Raw genomic sequence first — 14,993 nt, 5'->3', positions numbered from 1 at the left:
TTTTTGTCAATGCGTAAGTCCTATAATTATACTTTTGCACAAAGAGTCTCAATTAAATTCACGACTCTTTGCTTGACTTCATCGCGAACGCGACGAAAGGTAGCAATTGATTCGCCTTCGGGATCGTCAAGATGCCAATCTTCAAAGACTTCGCGTAATACCCACTCTTGCGGTAAGTTTACACCACAACCACATAAGGAAATGACCGCATCATAATCTTGGGAATTAAAGTCGCTTAAAGGTTGAGAAGTTTGATGGCTGATATCAATTCCAATTTCTGACATTACTTCCACTGCAACGGGATCTACCTCGCTAGCGGCTAAACCTGAACTTGAAGCAACAATCTTACCTTCTGCGAAAGTGTTTGCAAAACCTTCCGCCATTTGGGAACGACGGGAATTATGCTTGCAAATAAACATGACTCGTTTCATGATACTTCTGGTTATTGTTGATGAACAAATTTAGAGCAGCATGAATGACTGCTCTAAACTTCTTAAGTAGTTAAACAAAATTAATTACACAATGTCATTGCGAATGGAGCGGAGCGGAATGAAGCAATCGCAAGGGTTGAGATTGCTTCTCTTCGAGACGCTACGCGTTAAGCGAAGCTATGCCGAAGGCTTTACGCTGCGCTCGCAATGACTGTAATTAATTTTGCGTGGTTACTTATCTATGCTTTATGACAGCTTCTTTAAGCACAACAAGGTTTTTTCAAAACTGGTGCTAATTCTTCAGAATTAGCATTAGCTGCAATATTCTCTTCTGGTGCTGTATCTGCTACCTTCACTACAAATACTTCCCAGCGATTACCATCAGGATCAGTCACCCATACTTTATCTTGTAAAGCATAGCAACAGTTAGTATTTTCTTCGGTAAATAACGCTAATCCAGCATCTGTAAATCGTTTAATAGAAGCTTCTACTTCTTGTGTACTTTCTACCTGTACACCTAAATGAGATAATGCACCGCCTGATTGCACACTATCAGTTAGGTTCAATGTCAGGTTTAAAGCAGGGTTGGGAATATCAAATTTAGCGTAGTCAGCCTTATATTTCATAGGTTCTACGCCAAACATTGCTCGGTAAAATGCTACTGACTTCTCAATATTGGTAACATTCAAAGCCACATGAGTTTTCAGAACTGACATAAATTTAACCCCTTATTGGATTTACATTATATTGACATATATCAATATTTACGCTTATCAATATATTGCCGTATATATTGATAGCTGTCAATATATAAATATGAACTTTCATCAACAACTGTCTACATGCTGTCAATCAGTCTTATCAGGCTTCCTTAAGCCTGATGTAGCGGCTCAAACAGCAGCTATCTTTCGAGTATTGGGAGATCCATCCCGGTTACAATTGCTGAGTCTCATCGCCAATCAACCAAAAGGTGAAGCCTGTGTGTGTGAATTAACAGAACCTTTGGGTTTATCACAGCCTACAGTCAGTCATCATCTGAAGGTGATGTATGAAGCAGGGTTAATCGCTAAAGAAAGACGCGGTACTTGGATTTACTATCGGCTAGTCCCGGAACGGATTGAAGCTTTGCGAAATGCTTTAGCGTTACCTCAGCAAAATTCATGAGACTATTAAAAATTGGTAATTACTAATTCGTAATGCGTAATTCAATTTGAGTAGTTGATTTAAAGCTCACCTCAAATTGAGATAATTTTTAGGGTGCAACATTGTTGTACCCATTTTGATAATTCTGTTACCTGAAGATTAAAATGGCGTTGCATAAATGGGGGATGATTTATCTCACGCAGAGACGCAGAGCCGCAGAGAGAATAAGGAGTTTTAAATTGTAAGCTGTTAAATTTCATCCCATAATTCAGCAATGCCATTAAAATTAATGGAAAGAACTCAGACAACGGGGATCTCGCAATGTTGCTTTTTCTGGTTCTCGTGGAAACCAAGCTGCTGTTCGTTTACAAAATTCCACTAGCATCAACATAACTGGAACTTCGATTAAAACACCTACCACTGTAGCTAGTGCTGCACCAGAATTTAAACCAAACAACATTACAGCTGTGGCGATCGCAACTTCAAAATGATTGCTGGCTCCTATTAATGCTGCGGGTGCAGCATCTTCATAAGATAAATTGAGTTTTAAGGCTATGACATAACTAATGAAGAAAATGAAATTAGTCTGGATAAATAGCGGTACGGCAATTAACAAGATGTGTAAGGGATTATTAACTATTAATTCTCCTTTAAATGCAAATAGCAAAACTAAAGTAATTAACAATGCTGTAATGGCAATGGGACTGAGATATTTTAAAAATTTTCTCTCAAACCAATCTCTACCTTTATGTTTCAAAATCCAGTAACGGCTATACATTCCTGCTACTAATGGCAAGCCGACATAAATTAGCACCGATAAAACTATTGTTTGCCAGGGAACAGCTAAATCATTTGCTGCTAGTAACCACCTGCCTAAAGGTGCATATAAAAATAGCATTGTCAGAGAATTAACTGCTACCATTACCAAGGTGTGACCTTGATTACCATAAGAAAGATATCCCCACAGCAATACCATTGCTGTACAAGGAGCAATACCTAATAAAATTGTCCCAGCAATGTAAGAATTTGTGAGTGTGACTTCACTACCATGAATTAATTCGCTACCTGTAATTAAAGGACGAAATAGCCATCCTAGAAAGAACTGAGCAAATACTACCATCGTAAATGGTTTAATTAACCAGTTCACAACCAATGTGAGAATTACAGGTTTAGGAGCGCGAATAGCATGAGCAGCTTGAGAAAAATCAATTTTTACCATGATGGGATACATCATGAAAAATAGACAAATTGCAATCGGAATTGATACTTGATAAACACTGATTGCATCCAGTATGACTGCTACTTTGGGAAATAATCTTCCTAATGCTATGCCTATAAAAATGCATAAAAATACCCAAATAGTTAGGTATCTTTCAAAAAAACTGAGATTACTACCTGCTTGTATGGAGGCTTTGTTAGCTTGCGAATGTGTACTCATGAATGTAAACCTGAATTAATAGCACGTTGTTCCTATCCCCAGAAAGTTTTTTAATCTCCGTCTCCGGCTTTCCAGGCGTTCGGCTTTGCCGTCCCGAAGGGAATCGCTTTGCTTGGTTGGGGATTGGGTAATTTCAGTGAAACTACTGCAGCTGCAAGTACAAAAAACATCGATGTCCACAGACAGCCAACTAAACCGAAAAGCTGATATACCAAACCAGACAATACAGTTCCTACCAATCGACCGCCAGAGTTAGCCATATAGTAGAAGCCAACATTCAGCGCTACTTTGTCATCGTCAGTAAATGCCAAAACGAGGTAAGAGTGAACTGCTGAATTAAAGGCAAATACTACCCCAAAAATTAGCAATCCGCCAACGATCGCAATATTTGCGGGTATACCTAATTGCAGAGAAAGAGCGATCGCAGATGGTACGGCGGTTAAGGTAAATGTCCAGAACTGAATGGTTTTAGCTTGTGGTGGACGACCAGAACCAAATCGCTGGATCAGTGTTGGTGCTAAGGATTGAATCACACCGTAGCCAATTACCCAACAAGCCAAAAAGCCACCAACCTGATAGAACGACCAGCCAAGAACAGTACGTAAAAATACTGGCAAACCTACTACAAACCAGACATCGCGAGAACCAAACAGAAAGAATCGAGCAGCAGAGAGAATATTGATTTCTTGGCTTTTAGAAAAGAGTTGGCTAAATTTAACTTTCTTCTTGATTTTGCCCATACCTTTAGGCAGCATTAGCCCAGTGAACATAATCAAAGACAACGCCCCTGCCATAATCCAGAGGGAATTAACGAAGCCAACCGAAGCTAAAAGTGCGCTACCAACAAAGAAACCAACTCCTTTCAGGGCATTTTTGGAACCAGTCAGCACCGCTACCCACTTGAACAAAGATGATTGAGCATCTTGGGGTACTACCAACCGAATCGCACTCTTAGAACTCATCTTTGTTAAGTCTTTGGCAATCCCAGAAAATGCCTGAGCCACCATTACATAGAGGACTGCAAGCCACTGTACCCAATCTGGATTCAGCCATGAAAGCATAGCCAGAGAGAAAATCTGTAGCCCAATACCAGTATAAAGCGTTACTTTTAGCCCTAGCTGCGAGCCAATCCAACCACCTAAGAAATTGGTAACAACTCCAAAGACTTCGTAGAACAGAAACAGGAACGCGATTTGTATTGGGGTATAGCCAATGTTGTTGAAATAAAGCAACACCAGCATTCTTAAGGCTCCATCTGTAAGGGTGAAGCCCCAGTAGGCGAGTGTAACTAAAATATAGTTTTTGAAATTAGCGCTAGAAGCTGTAGTGGAAGCCATGAGATGGGGGAATGGGGAGGAGAGGGAGATGAGGGAGATGAGGTAGACAAGGGGACAAGGGGTAAAAGGGGAACAAACACCAATTACCAAATGACAAATGACAAATGACAAATGACAAATGACAAATGACTAATTGTGCAAACTCAAAGCCACCTTACGAGCGAGTTCAACCATGCGGTTGGCGTAGCCCCATTCGTTGTCATACCAGGCAAGTATTTTGACTTGGGTTTCGTCTACAACCATTGTGGAGAGGGCATCAATAATTGAGGAGCGAGGATCGTCTTTGTAGTCTATGGATACTAAAGGACGTTCTTCATAACCCAGAATTCCTTTTAGTGGTGCTTGTTCGGAAGCCGCTTTGAGTAAGCTGTTAATCTCTGCAACTGTGGTGGGACGGACGACTTCAAAGACACAGTCTGTCAAAGAAGCGTTGAGCAGTGGGACTCGCACGGCTAAACCATTGAGTTTACCGTTGAGTTCGGGATAAATTAGCCCGATCGCTGTTGCTGATCCTGTTGATGTGGGAATTAACGATAAGCTGGTAGCACGGGCGCGACGTAAGTCTTTATGAGGTGCATCGACGATAGTTTGAGTATTGGTATTGTCATGGATGGTGGTAATTACTCCATGTTGAATACCCAAACCTTCATGAATTACCTTGACAACGGGAGCTAAACAATTGGTTGTGCAAGAGGCTGCTGTTAATAGATGATGTTGATCGGGCTGATAGAGGTGATCGTTAACTCCCATGACAATATTCAGGGCCTCTTCTTTTACGGGAGCAGCCACAATTACCTTTTGCACTCCCCGCTTGAAATATGGGTGCAGGGTTGCAGGAGTTCTAAATTTGCCGGAGCATTCCAGCACTAAATCAATACCTAATTCTTCCCAAGGAACTTCACCGGGCTGGGAATACTCGCTAAAGCTCAGGGGTGTACCATCAATCAGAACGCGATCGCCTTTTGCTTCTACTTCTGGTATCCAACGTCCATGAACAGAATCAAACTTGAGTAAGTGAGCAGCGGCTTCTGCTCCACCTTTGATTTCGTTAATATGGACAAATTCTAGTTCTGTCCAACCCCAAGCTGCTCGCAGAGCTAGCCGTCCCATCCTACCAAATCCGTTAATAGCAACACGAACTGTCATTATGTTCTTACCAATATTTAAATTTCTACAAAACTTGCAGGTTAATCATTGAGAGTTTTTGCGATCGCTCCCACCACTTCTTAGCTGCTTTCAACGCAGAGTCAGCTTGCAGAGTTTTTAATGTTGTAAATCAGCTAAAAAACTTAGAATTTTGCTTGTTTCCGCAGTAATTCGCCAATTGTCAGGTTTAATTCTGCTTCACCTTCAAATACCGTACCTACTTTGCCTTTGTTGAAGTGAACATAATCGAGGTTGTAAGCTTCATCTGGTAAAGGTACGTAACCTAACGCAATTGCTGTTTTCGGTGCATTTTTGAGGTAGAAATCTAAAAACTCTCTGAGGGCTGGTTTCTTTTGGGAAGACTCAAAGCTGGCGTAGATAAACAAAGGTCGGGATAACGGCTGATATTGGGCTTTTTCTACTGTTTGCCGTGATGGGAGTATCGCGCCTTTACCGTTGTTAACTGCTACAGCTTTTAATTTACTTTGGTTTTCTTCGTAATAAGAGTAGCCAAAGTAACCTAAAGCATTAGGGTCTTTACTAATATTTTCTACTAAAACATTATCGTCTTCGCTAGCTGTGTAATCGTTACGGCTAGCTCTGACTTTACCAACAGTTGCTTCTGTAAAGTAATCAAAAGTACCAGATTTTTTACCTGCACCATATAAATTCAAAGGGCGATTAGGCCAGGATGCACGCACTTGGTTCCATCGGGTGATTTTACCTTCAGCCGCAGGTTCCCAAATCTTTTTCAATTCTGCAACGGTAATGTCTGTTGCCCAATTGTTTTGCGGATGAACGGCGATAGTTAGCGCATCAAAGGCAATGGGTAACTCAAAGTACCTAATACCGTTTTTGTTACAGGCTTCCATCTCTGACTTCAAAATCGGTCGAGAAGCGTTGTTAATATCTGTTTCTCCTGCACAGAATTTTTCAAATCCCCCAGTAGTACCGGAGAAGTTAACTATTACATCTGATTTGTTCTGTTGTTTGGTGGTTTGAAATTCTTTAGTGATCGCCTGGGTAATGGGATATACAGTACTAGAACCATCTATCTTGATCGCTGTGACTTGTGTAGAATCCGCAACTTCTGTGACCTTTTGCGACTCCTGAGTCTGCGTTGAAGAATTGGATGTGGTGGCGCAACTGGATACCAACGCTAACATCCCAAACGCGATCGCTAATTGCTGTGCTGCTGCGTTCATTGATATGACCGATAGAGGTGATATTGAAGGTATGTCTATATCATTTCAAAAAAAGTTGATATGTCAATCACACTTAGGAGACTATACACAAAAATTCATCAAAAAAAATTGATGTATTAGCTAGGCTTATCGAAGCTATGTGCGTAGCGATTCGGAATTCAAAATTACGCCTGATACATTTTTTTAATCGCAGCAAGAACGGGTAGGCACAATTAAACGCTGATTTTGAAAATCTGCCAAATACTGGTTTAAAACGTTAAATTGTGGCAAATTCAAGCTGTAATAAATCCAGCGTCCTTCTTGGCGTGAGTTAACTAAGCCAGCTTCCTTTAAGGTTTTGAGGTGAAAGGAAAGCTTTGATTGACTTACCTCCAAAGCATTGCATAAATCACATACGCACAGTTCTCGCTGTCGCAGCAATTCCAACACGCTAATCCTTAAGGGGTCGGAAAGAGCATGAAAGCCGGCAACAATTAAATGGGGAGTGGTAGCAGTGGAGGTTGGCATCAATCAGAGTTTGCTAAGGGTAATCTACCTTTATTGTGAACTAGAAAATATTGCTCAGGTGCGATCGCATCGACAAACCACTGCGAAAGATGTGTTTTTGCGACCACTACATATTTAGTCTGTAATGTCAATTCGTAAATCATAGATTATTTTTCTTATAGGATAGATTTTGGTCAAATAAATCCAGAATAGCGCCAGTTTTTATTGTTGTTAGGAAAAAGCAAAAAATTAATTATTCTGTCGAGAACATCGGTAAGATTACTTTATAGAGTAAAAAATTTTCGGTGTTCCTTTCCCTATCACGGATATTTTTTATTTAAAAGTCCCTAAGTGGTTGTTTAAAAAGTCAAAATGTATACTAAAAACCTCAGTTCCATTCCTCTCTCTGCTTTTTGAGAGCTTTAAAACCCCCTCTTAATTTGTAGGAAATTCGGGTAGGAGGGTTAGGTTTGGGAGGGTTAAGTGTTACCAAAAATTCTTTTCAAACAGTCTCTAAATGACCTTTAATAACTCTGGTTTATCAGAATTGTGAATTTTTCAAGCGTTTTATATCGGTTGAATTGCTGGGGTTTGAAAAGGTAGTAACTGTGATATGCGTGAAGATAATTTAATTGGAACAATCTTACGGAATCGCTATAGTATTATTGATTCCTTGGGGAGAGGTGCATTTGGTAAGACTTATTTAGCTAATGATTTAGATTTACCAGGACAACCTGCGTGTGTTGTCAAGCATCTTAAACCAACTGATCCGAGAATTGAGGTTGTGACTTATGCCAAAGAGCGATTTGAGAAAGAGGCGCAAACTTTATATCGGCTTGGTAATGAACACAATCAAATTCCTCAACTTTTTGCCCACTTTCAGGAAAATCAGGAATTTTATTTAGTTCAAGAATTTATTGAGGGACATGATTTAACTAAAGAAATCAGTCCTAGTTCTTCTAAACCTGAAAAATTCGTTTTTAAGCTGTTACATGATATCTTAACAGTTTTGGCTTTTGTCCATCAACAAAATGTCATTCATCGAGATATTAAACCGCAGAATTTAATGCGGCGAAAAAAAGATGGAAAAATAGTCCTAATTGATTTTGGGGCTGTGAAAGAAATCTGCACTTTACAAACTACTAATGGGGGTGATGAAGTTGTCACCAATCCTACCGTTAGAACTGGCACTCCTGGTTATATGCCTTGGGAACAAGAAAATCATTATCCCCAGTTGAGTAGTGATATCTATGCAGTGGGAATCATTGCTTTTGAGGCGTTAACTGGGTTAGATTCTCGGATATTACCGCGAAAAGCTAACACATATGAACTTTCTTGTGATTTATTGAGTAAGTACTTTAATATTCACTCAGAATTTGCCAGAATTTTAGACACAATGGTGCGGTATGACTACCGTCAGCGTTACAAAAATGCTGCTGTTGCCTTGCAAGCATTATCTCAGTTAATTCCTATCTATCAGCCACAAACATCAATACCTGATAGCGGTGTGGATACAACTATTTTAATTCCACCTAAGTCGGGTGATGAATTGCCAAAATTGGCTGCTGAAGCTCCGTTACATCAACGCATTTTTCAATTTATTGGCAAGTTTTGGGGTGGGGATGGAGGAAATACTGTAAATAATAATTCTCAGCAGTCAAATATTATCAATACCGATGCTAGTACTATTAGTAATAAGCCGGTAATTTTGGAGCAACCGGAAGGGCAAGTAAGTTTGAATTCTGCTTTGTATATCAAACGCCCACCGATTGAGAATGACTGTTATGAAGCAATTTTACAACCAGGGTCATTAATTAGAATTAAAGCGCCGCGACAGTTGGGTAAAACATCACTTCTCACACGGATTATTGACCATGCAAAACAAAATAGCTGTCAAACTGCATATTTAAATTTTCAATCGGCAGATGCTGAGAGCTTGAGTAATTTGGACAAATTTTTGCAGTGGTTTTGCGGTAGCATTGCTGAAGAATTACAACTTCCAGATCAGCTAACAGAATATTGGCAAGGGGTTTTAGGTAGTAAAAATAAATCTACCAACTATTTTCAAAGATATCTGTTATCTAGTATTAATCGCCCTGTGGTGTTGGGTTTAGATGAAGTTGATCAAGTTTTCCAATATCCGCAAGTGGCTACAGAATTTTTTGCCTTGTTAAGAGCTTGGCATGAAAAATCTAAGAATGATGATATTTGGCAAAAATTGCGATTAGTGATTGTTCATTCCAAGGAAGTTTATATTCCCCTCAATATTAATCAATCACCTTTTAACGTGGGATTGCCAATTGATTTAGCAGAATTTAATCAATCCCAAGTACAAGAATTGGTACAAAAACACCAACTTAATTGGACAGAAGTAGAAATTACACAGTTAATGACAATGGTTGGCGGACATCCTTACCTCGTCAGGCGATCGCTTTATGAAATCGCCCGTGGCAGAATTACAATGTCGCAATTATTACGCACTGCGCCAACGGAAGAAGGGATGTTCAGCGATCATCTGCGCCGCCATCTGTTGAATTTGCAGGAGGATGTCAATTTAGTTACTGCCATGAAAAAGGTGATTGCTAATACCAATCCTGTGCGTTTAGAACCTGCTCTAGCGTTTAAATTACGCAGTATGGGTTTAGTGAGGTTGCAGGGTAATGATGTCATACCTTTGTGTGATTTGTATCGCTCATATTTTTCTGAGCGTTTGCGGGGTAAATAATTTGAGATTTTAATCCGTAGGTTGGGTTGAGGAACGTAGCAAGATCCCGTTCGCGTAGCGTCTTTGCAGGAGAAGGGTAACCCAACATTTTCGGCGCTTTGTTGGGTTTCTGCGATTGCTACGCTCCGCTCGCAACGACATTTGATAAGCGATCAGCCAAGCATAAGGGACTTCCAAATAAAAAAACATCCCAAAATCTCTTGTGGGATGGGCATCTTGCCCGTCCAAGAATGAGGGCGGGCAAGATGCCCACCCCACAAAAGGGATAATTTATTTCTTGGAAGTCCCTAATATCACACCGTAAACCCCATCCCCAGTCAACCGTCAACCGTCAACCGTCAACCGTCAACCGTCAACAATATTTTAATGAATACATCCCCAAACCCATCTTTTCAATATCAAGTAGGGGGGAGTTTACCAGCAAATGCTCCTACTTATGTGCAGCGACAAGCAGATATTGAGTTGTACGAAGCGCTCAAAGCTGGGGAATTTTGTTATGTTCTCAACTCGCGACAAATGGGTAAGTCGAGCTTGCGAGTCAGAACTATGCAACGCTTACAGGGTGAGGGTTTTGCTTGTGCCGATATTGATATTACAACCATTGGAACTGGGGATATGACTCCAGAGCAATGGTATGCAGGGATTATTGATAGTATTCTTAACAGCCTGAAGTTGTATGAAAGGTTTAATTTAAATGAGTGGTGGGAGAGTAATCATTTACTGTCTCCGGTGAATAAAATCAGCAAGTTTTTGGACACAGTTTTGCTGAACTTAGTTTCTCAAAATATTGTGATTTTTGTGGATGAAATTGACAGTGTTTTGAGTCTGCCATTTGAAATTGATGATTTTTTTGCCGTCATCCGTGAATGTTATAACCTCCGCGCGCAGCAACCAGAATATCAAAGATTGACATTTGTTTTATTTGGGGTAGCAACTCCGGCTGATTTAATTAAAGATAAACGCCGTACTCCTTTTAATATTGGTAGAGCAATAGAATTAACTGGCTTTGAGTTACAGGAAACAAAACCCCTGGCTTTTGGTTTAGCAACGAAAACTACAAATCCCAAAGCGTTGTTAAGAGAGGTATTGAAATGGACAGGCGGACAACCTTTTATGACGCAAAAGATTTGTCGGTTGATATCTTCTACCTCACCGTCTAACTTCCTAACAGCAAGTGAGGAGGAGGGAGAAAATGGAGTGATGAATAATAATGATGTAATTGAGGAAGATAAAATTGCCAACTGGTTAGAAAATTTGGTGCAAAGCCTAGTAATTTCTAACTGGGAGCACAAGGATGAACCAGAGCATTTAAAAACTATTCGTGACCGAATTTTACGAGGTAGTGGAGAGCGGACAGGGAGATTGTTGGGGCTATATCAACAAATTTTACAAAACCAAGAATTAGCTAATGATAATAGTTTAGAGCAAACCCAATTGCGGTTAACGGGTTTGGTGGTGAGGCGTAATGGTAAATTGCGAGTTTATAATCGCATTTATGGAGAAGTTTTTCATGCTAATTGGGTGGAAACAGCCCTGCGGGAATTGCGCCCTTATGGGGAAGCGTTGAGGGGTTGGATTGAGTCAGGGAAGAAAGATGAATCATGGCTGTTACGCGGGCAAGTTTTGCAAGATGCTTTAGCTTGGGCATCTGGTAAAAGTTTGGGTAATGAAGATTATGAGTTTTTATCTGCCAGCCAAGAATTTGATAAATGGGAAATTAAACAGGCAAATGAAATATTAGAAAAAGCCAGAAAAAAAGCCCAGCGTCAAATTAAAATTGGCAGTGCAATTTTGATATTTTTTATCATTTTGGCGTTAATAGCTGGGGTATTTGCAGGTTATGTAACTCAACAAGCGCAGGAAGCTCAGGAAACCATCAAATTGCAAGAAGCAGGAGTGACTGAGTTGGAACGATTTGACAAATTCCCATCTGAACGCTTGGAAACATTAGTATCAGCGATGGAAACTGGACAAAGCTTGAAGGAACTGGTTAAAGATGGACGGCCATTAGAAAAATATCCAGCTAACAAGCCGATATTGGCTTTACAAACAATTTTGGACAATATTTGGGAACGGAATCTACTCCAAGGGCATCAGAGCCCAGTCAAAAGTGCCAGCTTTAGTGCCGATGGACAGCAGATTGTCACCGCATCATTGGACAAAACCGCCCGTGTGTGGGATATCACTGGCAAACTGCTGGCCGAACTCAAAGGGCATGAGGGCTGGGTCAACAGTGCCAGCTTTAGCCCCAATGGACAGCGGATTGTCACTGCATCATCTGACAAAACCGCCCGTGTGTGGGATATCACTGGCAAACTGCTGGCCGAACTCAAAGGGCATCAGGACGTAGTCAACAGTGCCAGCTTTAGTGCCGATGGACAGCGGATTGTCACTGCATCATCTGACAAAACCGCCCGTGTATGGGATATCACTGGCAAACTGCTGGCCGAACTCAAAGGGCATCAGGACGTAGTCAACAGTGCCAGCTTTAGCCCCAATGGACAGCGGATTGTCACTGCATCAGATGACAAAACCGCCCGTGTGTGGGATATCACTGGCAAACTGCTGGCCGAACTCAAAGGGCATCAGGACGTAGTCAACAGTGCCAGCTTTAGTGCCGATGGACAGCGGATTGTCACTGCATCATTGGACAAAACCGCCCGTGTGTGGGATATCACTGGCAAACTGCTGGCCGAACTCAAAGGGCATCAGGGCGTGGTCTACAGTGCCAGCTTTAGTGCCGATGGACAGCGGATTGTCACTGCATCACGTGACGATACCGCCCGTGTGTGGGATATCACTGGCAAACTGCTGGCCGAACTCAAAGGGCATGAGGGCTGGGTCAACAGTGCCAGCTTTAGTGCCGATGGACAGCGGATTGTCACTGCATCAGATGACAAAACCGCCCGTGTGTGGGATATCACTGGCAAACTGCTGGCCGAACTCAAAGGGCATCAGGACGTAGTCAACAGTGCCAGCTTTAGTGCCGATGGACAGCGGATTGTCACTGCATCACGTGACGATACCGCCCGTGTGTGGGATATCACTGGCAAACTGCTGGCCGAACTCAAAGGGCATCAGGGCGTGGTCTACAGTGCCAGCTTTAGTGCCGATGGACAGCGGATTGTCACTGCATCACGTGACAAAACCGCCCGTGTGTGGGATATCACTGGCAAACTGCTGGCCGAACTCAAAGGGCATCAGGACGTAGTCAACAGTGCCAGCTTTAGTGCCGATGGACAGCGGATTGTCACTGCATCATCTGACAAAACCGCCCGTGTGTGGGATATCACCGGCAAACTGCTGACCGAACTCCAAGGGCATCAGGGCTATGTCTACAGTGCCAGCTTTAGTGCCGATGGACAGCGGATTGTCACTGCATCATCTGACAAAACCGTCCGTGTGTGGGATATCATCGGCAAACTGCTGGCCGAACTCAAAGGGCATGAGGGCTGGGTCTACAGTGCTAGCTTTAGTGCCGATGGACAGCGGATTGTCACTGCATCATCTGACAAAACCGCCCGTGTGTGGGATATCACTGGCAAACTGCTGGCCGAACTCAAAGGGCATCAGGGCGTGGTCTACAGTGCCAGCTTTAGTGCTGATGGACAGCGGATTGTCACTGCATCATTTGACAAAACCGCCCGTGTGTGGGATATCACTGGCAAACTGCTGGCCGAACTCAAAGGGCATGAGGGCTGGGTCAACAGTGCCAGCTTTAGTGCCGATGGACAGCGGATTGTCACTGCATCACGTGACGATACCGCCCGTGTGTGGCGGGTTGGCGGGTTGGATGACTTGCTAGGGCGGGGTTGCGACTGGCTCAAAGATTACCTCGCCACCCATGACGAAGCACGGGAGAGGCTGAAAATGTGTCAAAGCCCTAACAAAATCTAAAGTGTAATATTGAAACACGGTAGGGGCGGGGAGACCCATTGGTGTCAACTTAACGTGAAACTCGCTTGGTTGCAAGGTTTTGCCCTCACCCCCAGCCCCTCTCCCGCAGGGAGAAGGGAGCAAGAGATTTAGTTCTCCTTCTCCTGGGGGAGAAGGGGTTAGGGGATGAGGGCACGAGGTATTTGTACAATGCCCGCCCTATATAGCTTTTAGCTTAAGTTGACACGTATGGGGGAGACTCAGTGGTGTCAACTTAACGTGAAACTCGCTTAGTTGCAAGGTTTCGCCCTCACCCCCAGCCCCTCTCCCGCAGGGAGAAGGGAGCAAGAGATTTAGTTCTCCTTCTCCTGGGGGAGAAGGGGTTAGGGGATGAGGGCACGAGGTATTTGTACAATGCCCGCCCTATATAGCTTTTAGCTTAAGTTGACACGTATGGGGGAGACCCAGTGGTGTCAACTTAACGTGAAACTCGCTTAGTTGCAAGGTTTCGCCCTCACCCCCAGCCCCTCTCCCGCAGGGAGAAGGGAGCAAGAGATTTAGTTCTCCTTCTCCTGGGGGAGAAGGGGTTAGGGGATGAGGGCGCGAGGTATTTGTACAACGCCCGCCCCATATAGCTTTTAGCTGAAGTTGACACGTATGGGGAGACCCCGCCCCTACGACAATTGGAAATTACATCACCGAATGCGGATTAGTATGAGATGCGATTTTGGCAGCAATAAAGGATCATGGGCATTTTCCGTCCCTGTTTTCTCGTAAAATAGCGATCGCCCTGAGAGTGAAAATCAGTAGATTATTCAGTTCTTGTGAAGTTAACTTGAAGAATCAGCGATCGCCCTGACATCGACATTTACAGTTGCTACTATGGGCATATATACAGAACGCCTTATACCGAACCTAATTATACGCTTCTTTTCTCTGAAGAAATATGAACCAAATCAAACCCCCCTTGAAAATCCAAGGGGGTTATTTTTATCTGCATAGTGGTAATTTGGTGAGTTACACAAGGGGCAAGGCGTAGATTCAGATATCTGCTTCAGCGAAAGTTTTTGGGTGCTGTGTCCCTACGAATGGTATGTATTCTATGCAATTCAGAACCACTATAATTGGCGATCGCCTCTAAGTAAAATAGTTATATAGTTAATTAGCTATATTAAATAACATGGCAAAAATTATCTTACAAGCAAG

Annotated in this window: 12 protein-coding genes; 4 read left to right on the top strand and 8 right to left on the bottom strand. The window is 42.4% G+C overall.

What is annotated here, in order from left to right; genetic code table 11:
• Window positions 1-26: 26 nt before the first annotated feature.
• Complete coding sequence (gene arsC / locus HG267_RS02760; RefSeq protein WP_071989435.1) at window positions 27-431, bottom strand: arsenate reductase, glutathione/glutaredoxin type; 405 nt, start codon at window positions 429-431, stop codon at window positions 27-29.
• Between the two features lie 260 nt (window positions 432-691).
• Window positions 692-1,147 (bottom strand): ArsI/CadI family heavy metal resistance metalloenzyme, encoded by a 456-nt coding sequence (locus tag HG267_RS02755; protein ID WP_045871810.1) that lies wholly within the window; start codon window positions 1,145-1,147, stop codon window positions 692-694.
• A 100-nt stretch (window positions 1,148-1,247) separates the two neighbouring features.
• Between HG267_RS02755 and HG267_RS02750 the strand changes: the two genes are divergently transcribed.
• Window positions 1,248-1,595, top strand: coding sequence for an ArsR/SmtB family transcription factor (locus HG267_RS02750; protein WP_045871809.1), 348 nt, complete (start codon window positions 1,248-1,250; stop codon window positions 1,593-1,595).
• Window positions 1,596-1,860: 265 nt separating this feature from the next.
• Here HG267_RS02750 and arsB read toward each other — a convergent pair whose 3' ends face one another.
• The 6 genes from arsB to HG267_RS02720 form a co-directional block, all read right to left on the bottom strand.
• Window positions 1,861-3,012: an ACR3 family arsenite efflux transporter gene (arsB, locus tag HG267_RS02745; protein ID WP_045871808.1), complete on the bottom strand. Its 1,152-nt coding sequence runs from the start codon at window positions 3,010-3,012 to the stop codon at window positions 1,861-1,863.
• Between the two features lie 50 nt (window positions 3,013-3,062).
• On the bottom strand, window positions 3,063-4,349 hold the full coding sequence (gene arsJ, locus HG267_RS02740) for an organoarsenical effux MFS transporter ArsJ (protein WP_045871807.1): 1,287 nt from the start codon (window positions 4,347-4,349) through the stop codon (window positions 3,063-3,065).
• Window positions 4,350-4,478: 129 nt separating this feature from the next.
• The gene (locus tag HG267_RS02735; RefSeq protein ID WP_045871806.1) at window positions 4,479-5,495 is read right to left on the bottom strand and encodes an ArsJ-associated glyceraldehyde-3-phosphate dehydrogenase; all 1,017 of its coding nucleotides are present in this window, start codon (window positions 5,493-5,495) and stop codon (window positions 4,479-4,481) included.
• A gap of 143 nt (window positions 5,496-5,638) precedes the next feature.
• On the bottom strand, window positions 5,639-6,700 hold the full coding sequence (locus HG267_RS02730; protein WP_045871805.1) for a PstS family phosphate ABC transporter substrate-binding protein: 1,062 nt from the start codon (window positions 6,698-6,700) through the stop codon (window positions 5,639-5,641).
• 183 nt (window positions 6,701-6,883) lie between these two features.
• On the bottom strand, window positions 6,884-7,207 hold the full coding sequence (locus HG267_RS02725; RefSeq protein ID WP_045871804.1) for an ArsR/SmtB family transcription factor: 324 nt from the start codon (window positions 7,205-7,207) through the stop codon (window positions 6,884-6,886).
• Window positions 7,207-7,350, bottom strand: a complete 144-nt coding sequence (locus HG267_RS02720) for a hypothetical protein (protein ID WP_155539398.1) — start codon at window positions 7,348-7,350, stop codon at window positions 7,207-7,209. The genes HG267_RS02725 and HG267_RS02720 overlap by 1 nt, the downstream gene beginning before the upstream one ends.
• A 449-nt stretch (window positions 7,351-7,799) precedes the next feature.
• Here HG267_RS02720 and HG267_RS02715 point away from each other — a divergent pair, with 449 nt between their 5' ends.
• The 3 genes from HG267_RS02715 (at window position 7,800) to HG267_RS02705 (ending at window position 14,646) form a co-directional block, all read left to right on the top strand.
• A complete protein-coding gene (locus HG267_RS02715; protein ID WP_045871803.1) occupies window positions 7,800-9,911 on the top strand; it encodes an AAA-like domain-containing protein in 2,112 nt (703 codons plus the stop codon).
• Between the two features lie 366 nt (window positions 9,912-10,277).
• Window positions 10,278-13,808: an AAA-like domain-containing protein gene (locus HG267_RS02710; protein ID WP_045871802.1), complete on the top strand. Its 3,531-nt coding sequence runs from the start codon at window positions 10,278-10,280 to the stop codon at window positions 13,806-13,808.
• A 706-nt stretch (window positions 13,809-14,514) separates the two neighbouring features.
• Window positions 14,515-14,646 (top strand): hypothetical protein, encoded by a 132-nt coding sequence (locus HG267_RS02705; RefSeq protein WP_255325224.1) that lies wholly within the window; start codon window positions 14,515-14,517, stop codon window positions 14,644-14,646.
• Window positions 14,647-14,993: the final 347 nt, after the last annotated feature.

This window comes from Tolypothrix sp. PCC 7601 (assembly GCF_025677855.1).
GTDB classification, from domain to species: domain Bacteria; phylum Cyanobacteriota; class Cyanobacteriia; order Cyanobacteriales; family Nostocaceae; genus Aulosira; species Aulosira diplosiphon.
The sequence above is the reverse complement of the archived record's forward strand: the minus strand, read 5'-3'. Positions and strand labels throughout refer to the sequence as shown.

Excerpts from the sequence above, each read along its gene's own strand:
- HG267_RS02710 (WP_045871802.1), top strand. The coding sequence starts at position 10,278 with ATGAATACATCCCCAAACCCATCTTTTCAATATCAAGTAGGGGGGAGT.
- HG267_RS02725 (WP_045871804.1), bottom strand. The coding sequence starts at position 7,207 with ATGCCAACCTCCACTGCTACCACTCCCCATTTAATTGTTGCCGGCTTT.
- arsC (WP_071989435.1), bottom strand. The coding sequence starts at position 431 with ATGAAACGAGTCATGTTTATTTGCAAGCATAATTCCCGTCGTTCCCAA.
- arsJ (WP_045871807.1), bottom strand. The coding sequence starts at position 4,349 with ATGGCTTCCACTACAGCTTCTAGCGCTAATTTCAAAAACTATATTTTA.
- HG267_RS02720 (WP_155539398.1), bottom strand. The coding sequence starts at position 7,350 with ATGATTTACGAATTGACATTACAGACTAAATATGTAGTGGTCGCAAAA.
- HG267_RS02730 (WP_045871805.1), bottom strand. The coding sequence starts at position 6,700 with ATGAACGCAGCAGCACAGCAATTAGCGATCGCGTTTGGGATGTTAGCG.
- HG267_RS02715 (WP_045871803.1), top strand. The coding sequence starts at position 7,800 with ATGCGTGAAGATAATTTAATTGGAACAATCTTACGGAATCGCTATAGT.
- HG267_RS02755 (WP_045871810.1), bottom strand. The coding sequence starts at position 1,147 with ATGTCAGTTCTGAAAACTCATGTGGCTTTGAATGTTACCAATATTGAG.
- HG267_RS02750 (WP_045871809.1), top strand. The coding sequence starts at position 1,248 with ATGAACTTTCATCAACAACTGTCTACATGCTGTCAATCAGTCTTATCA.
- arsB (WP_045871808.1), bottom strand. The coding sequence starts at position 3,012 with ATGAGTACACATTCGCAAGCTAACAAAGCCTCCATACAAGCAGGTAGT.
- HG267_RS02735 (WP_045871806.1), bottom strand. The coding sequence starts at position 5,495 with ATGACAGTTCGTGTTGCTATTAACGGATTTGGTAGGATGGGACGGCTA.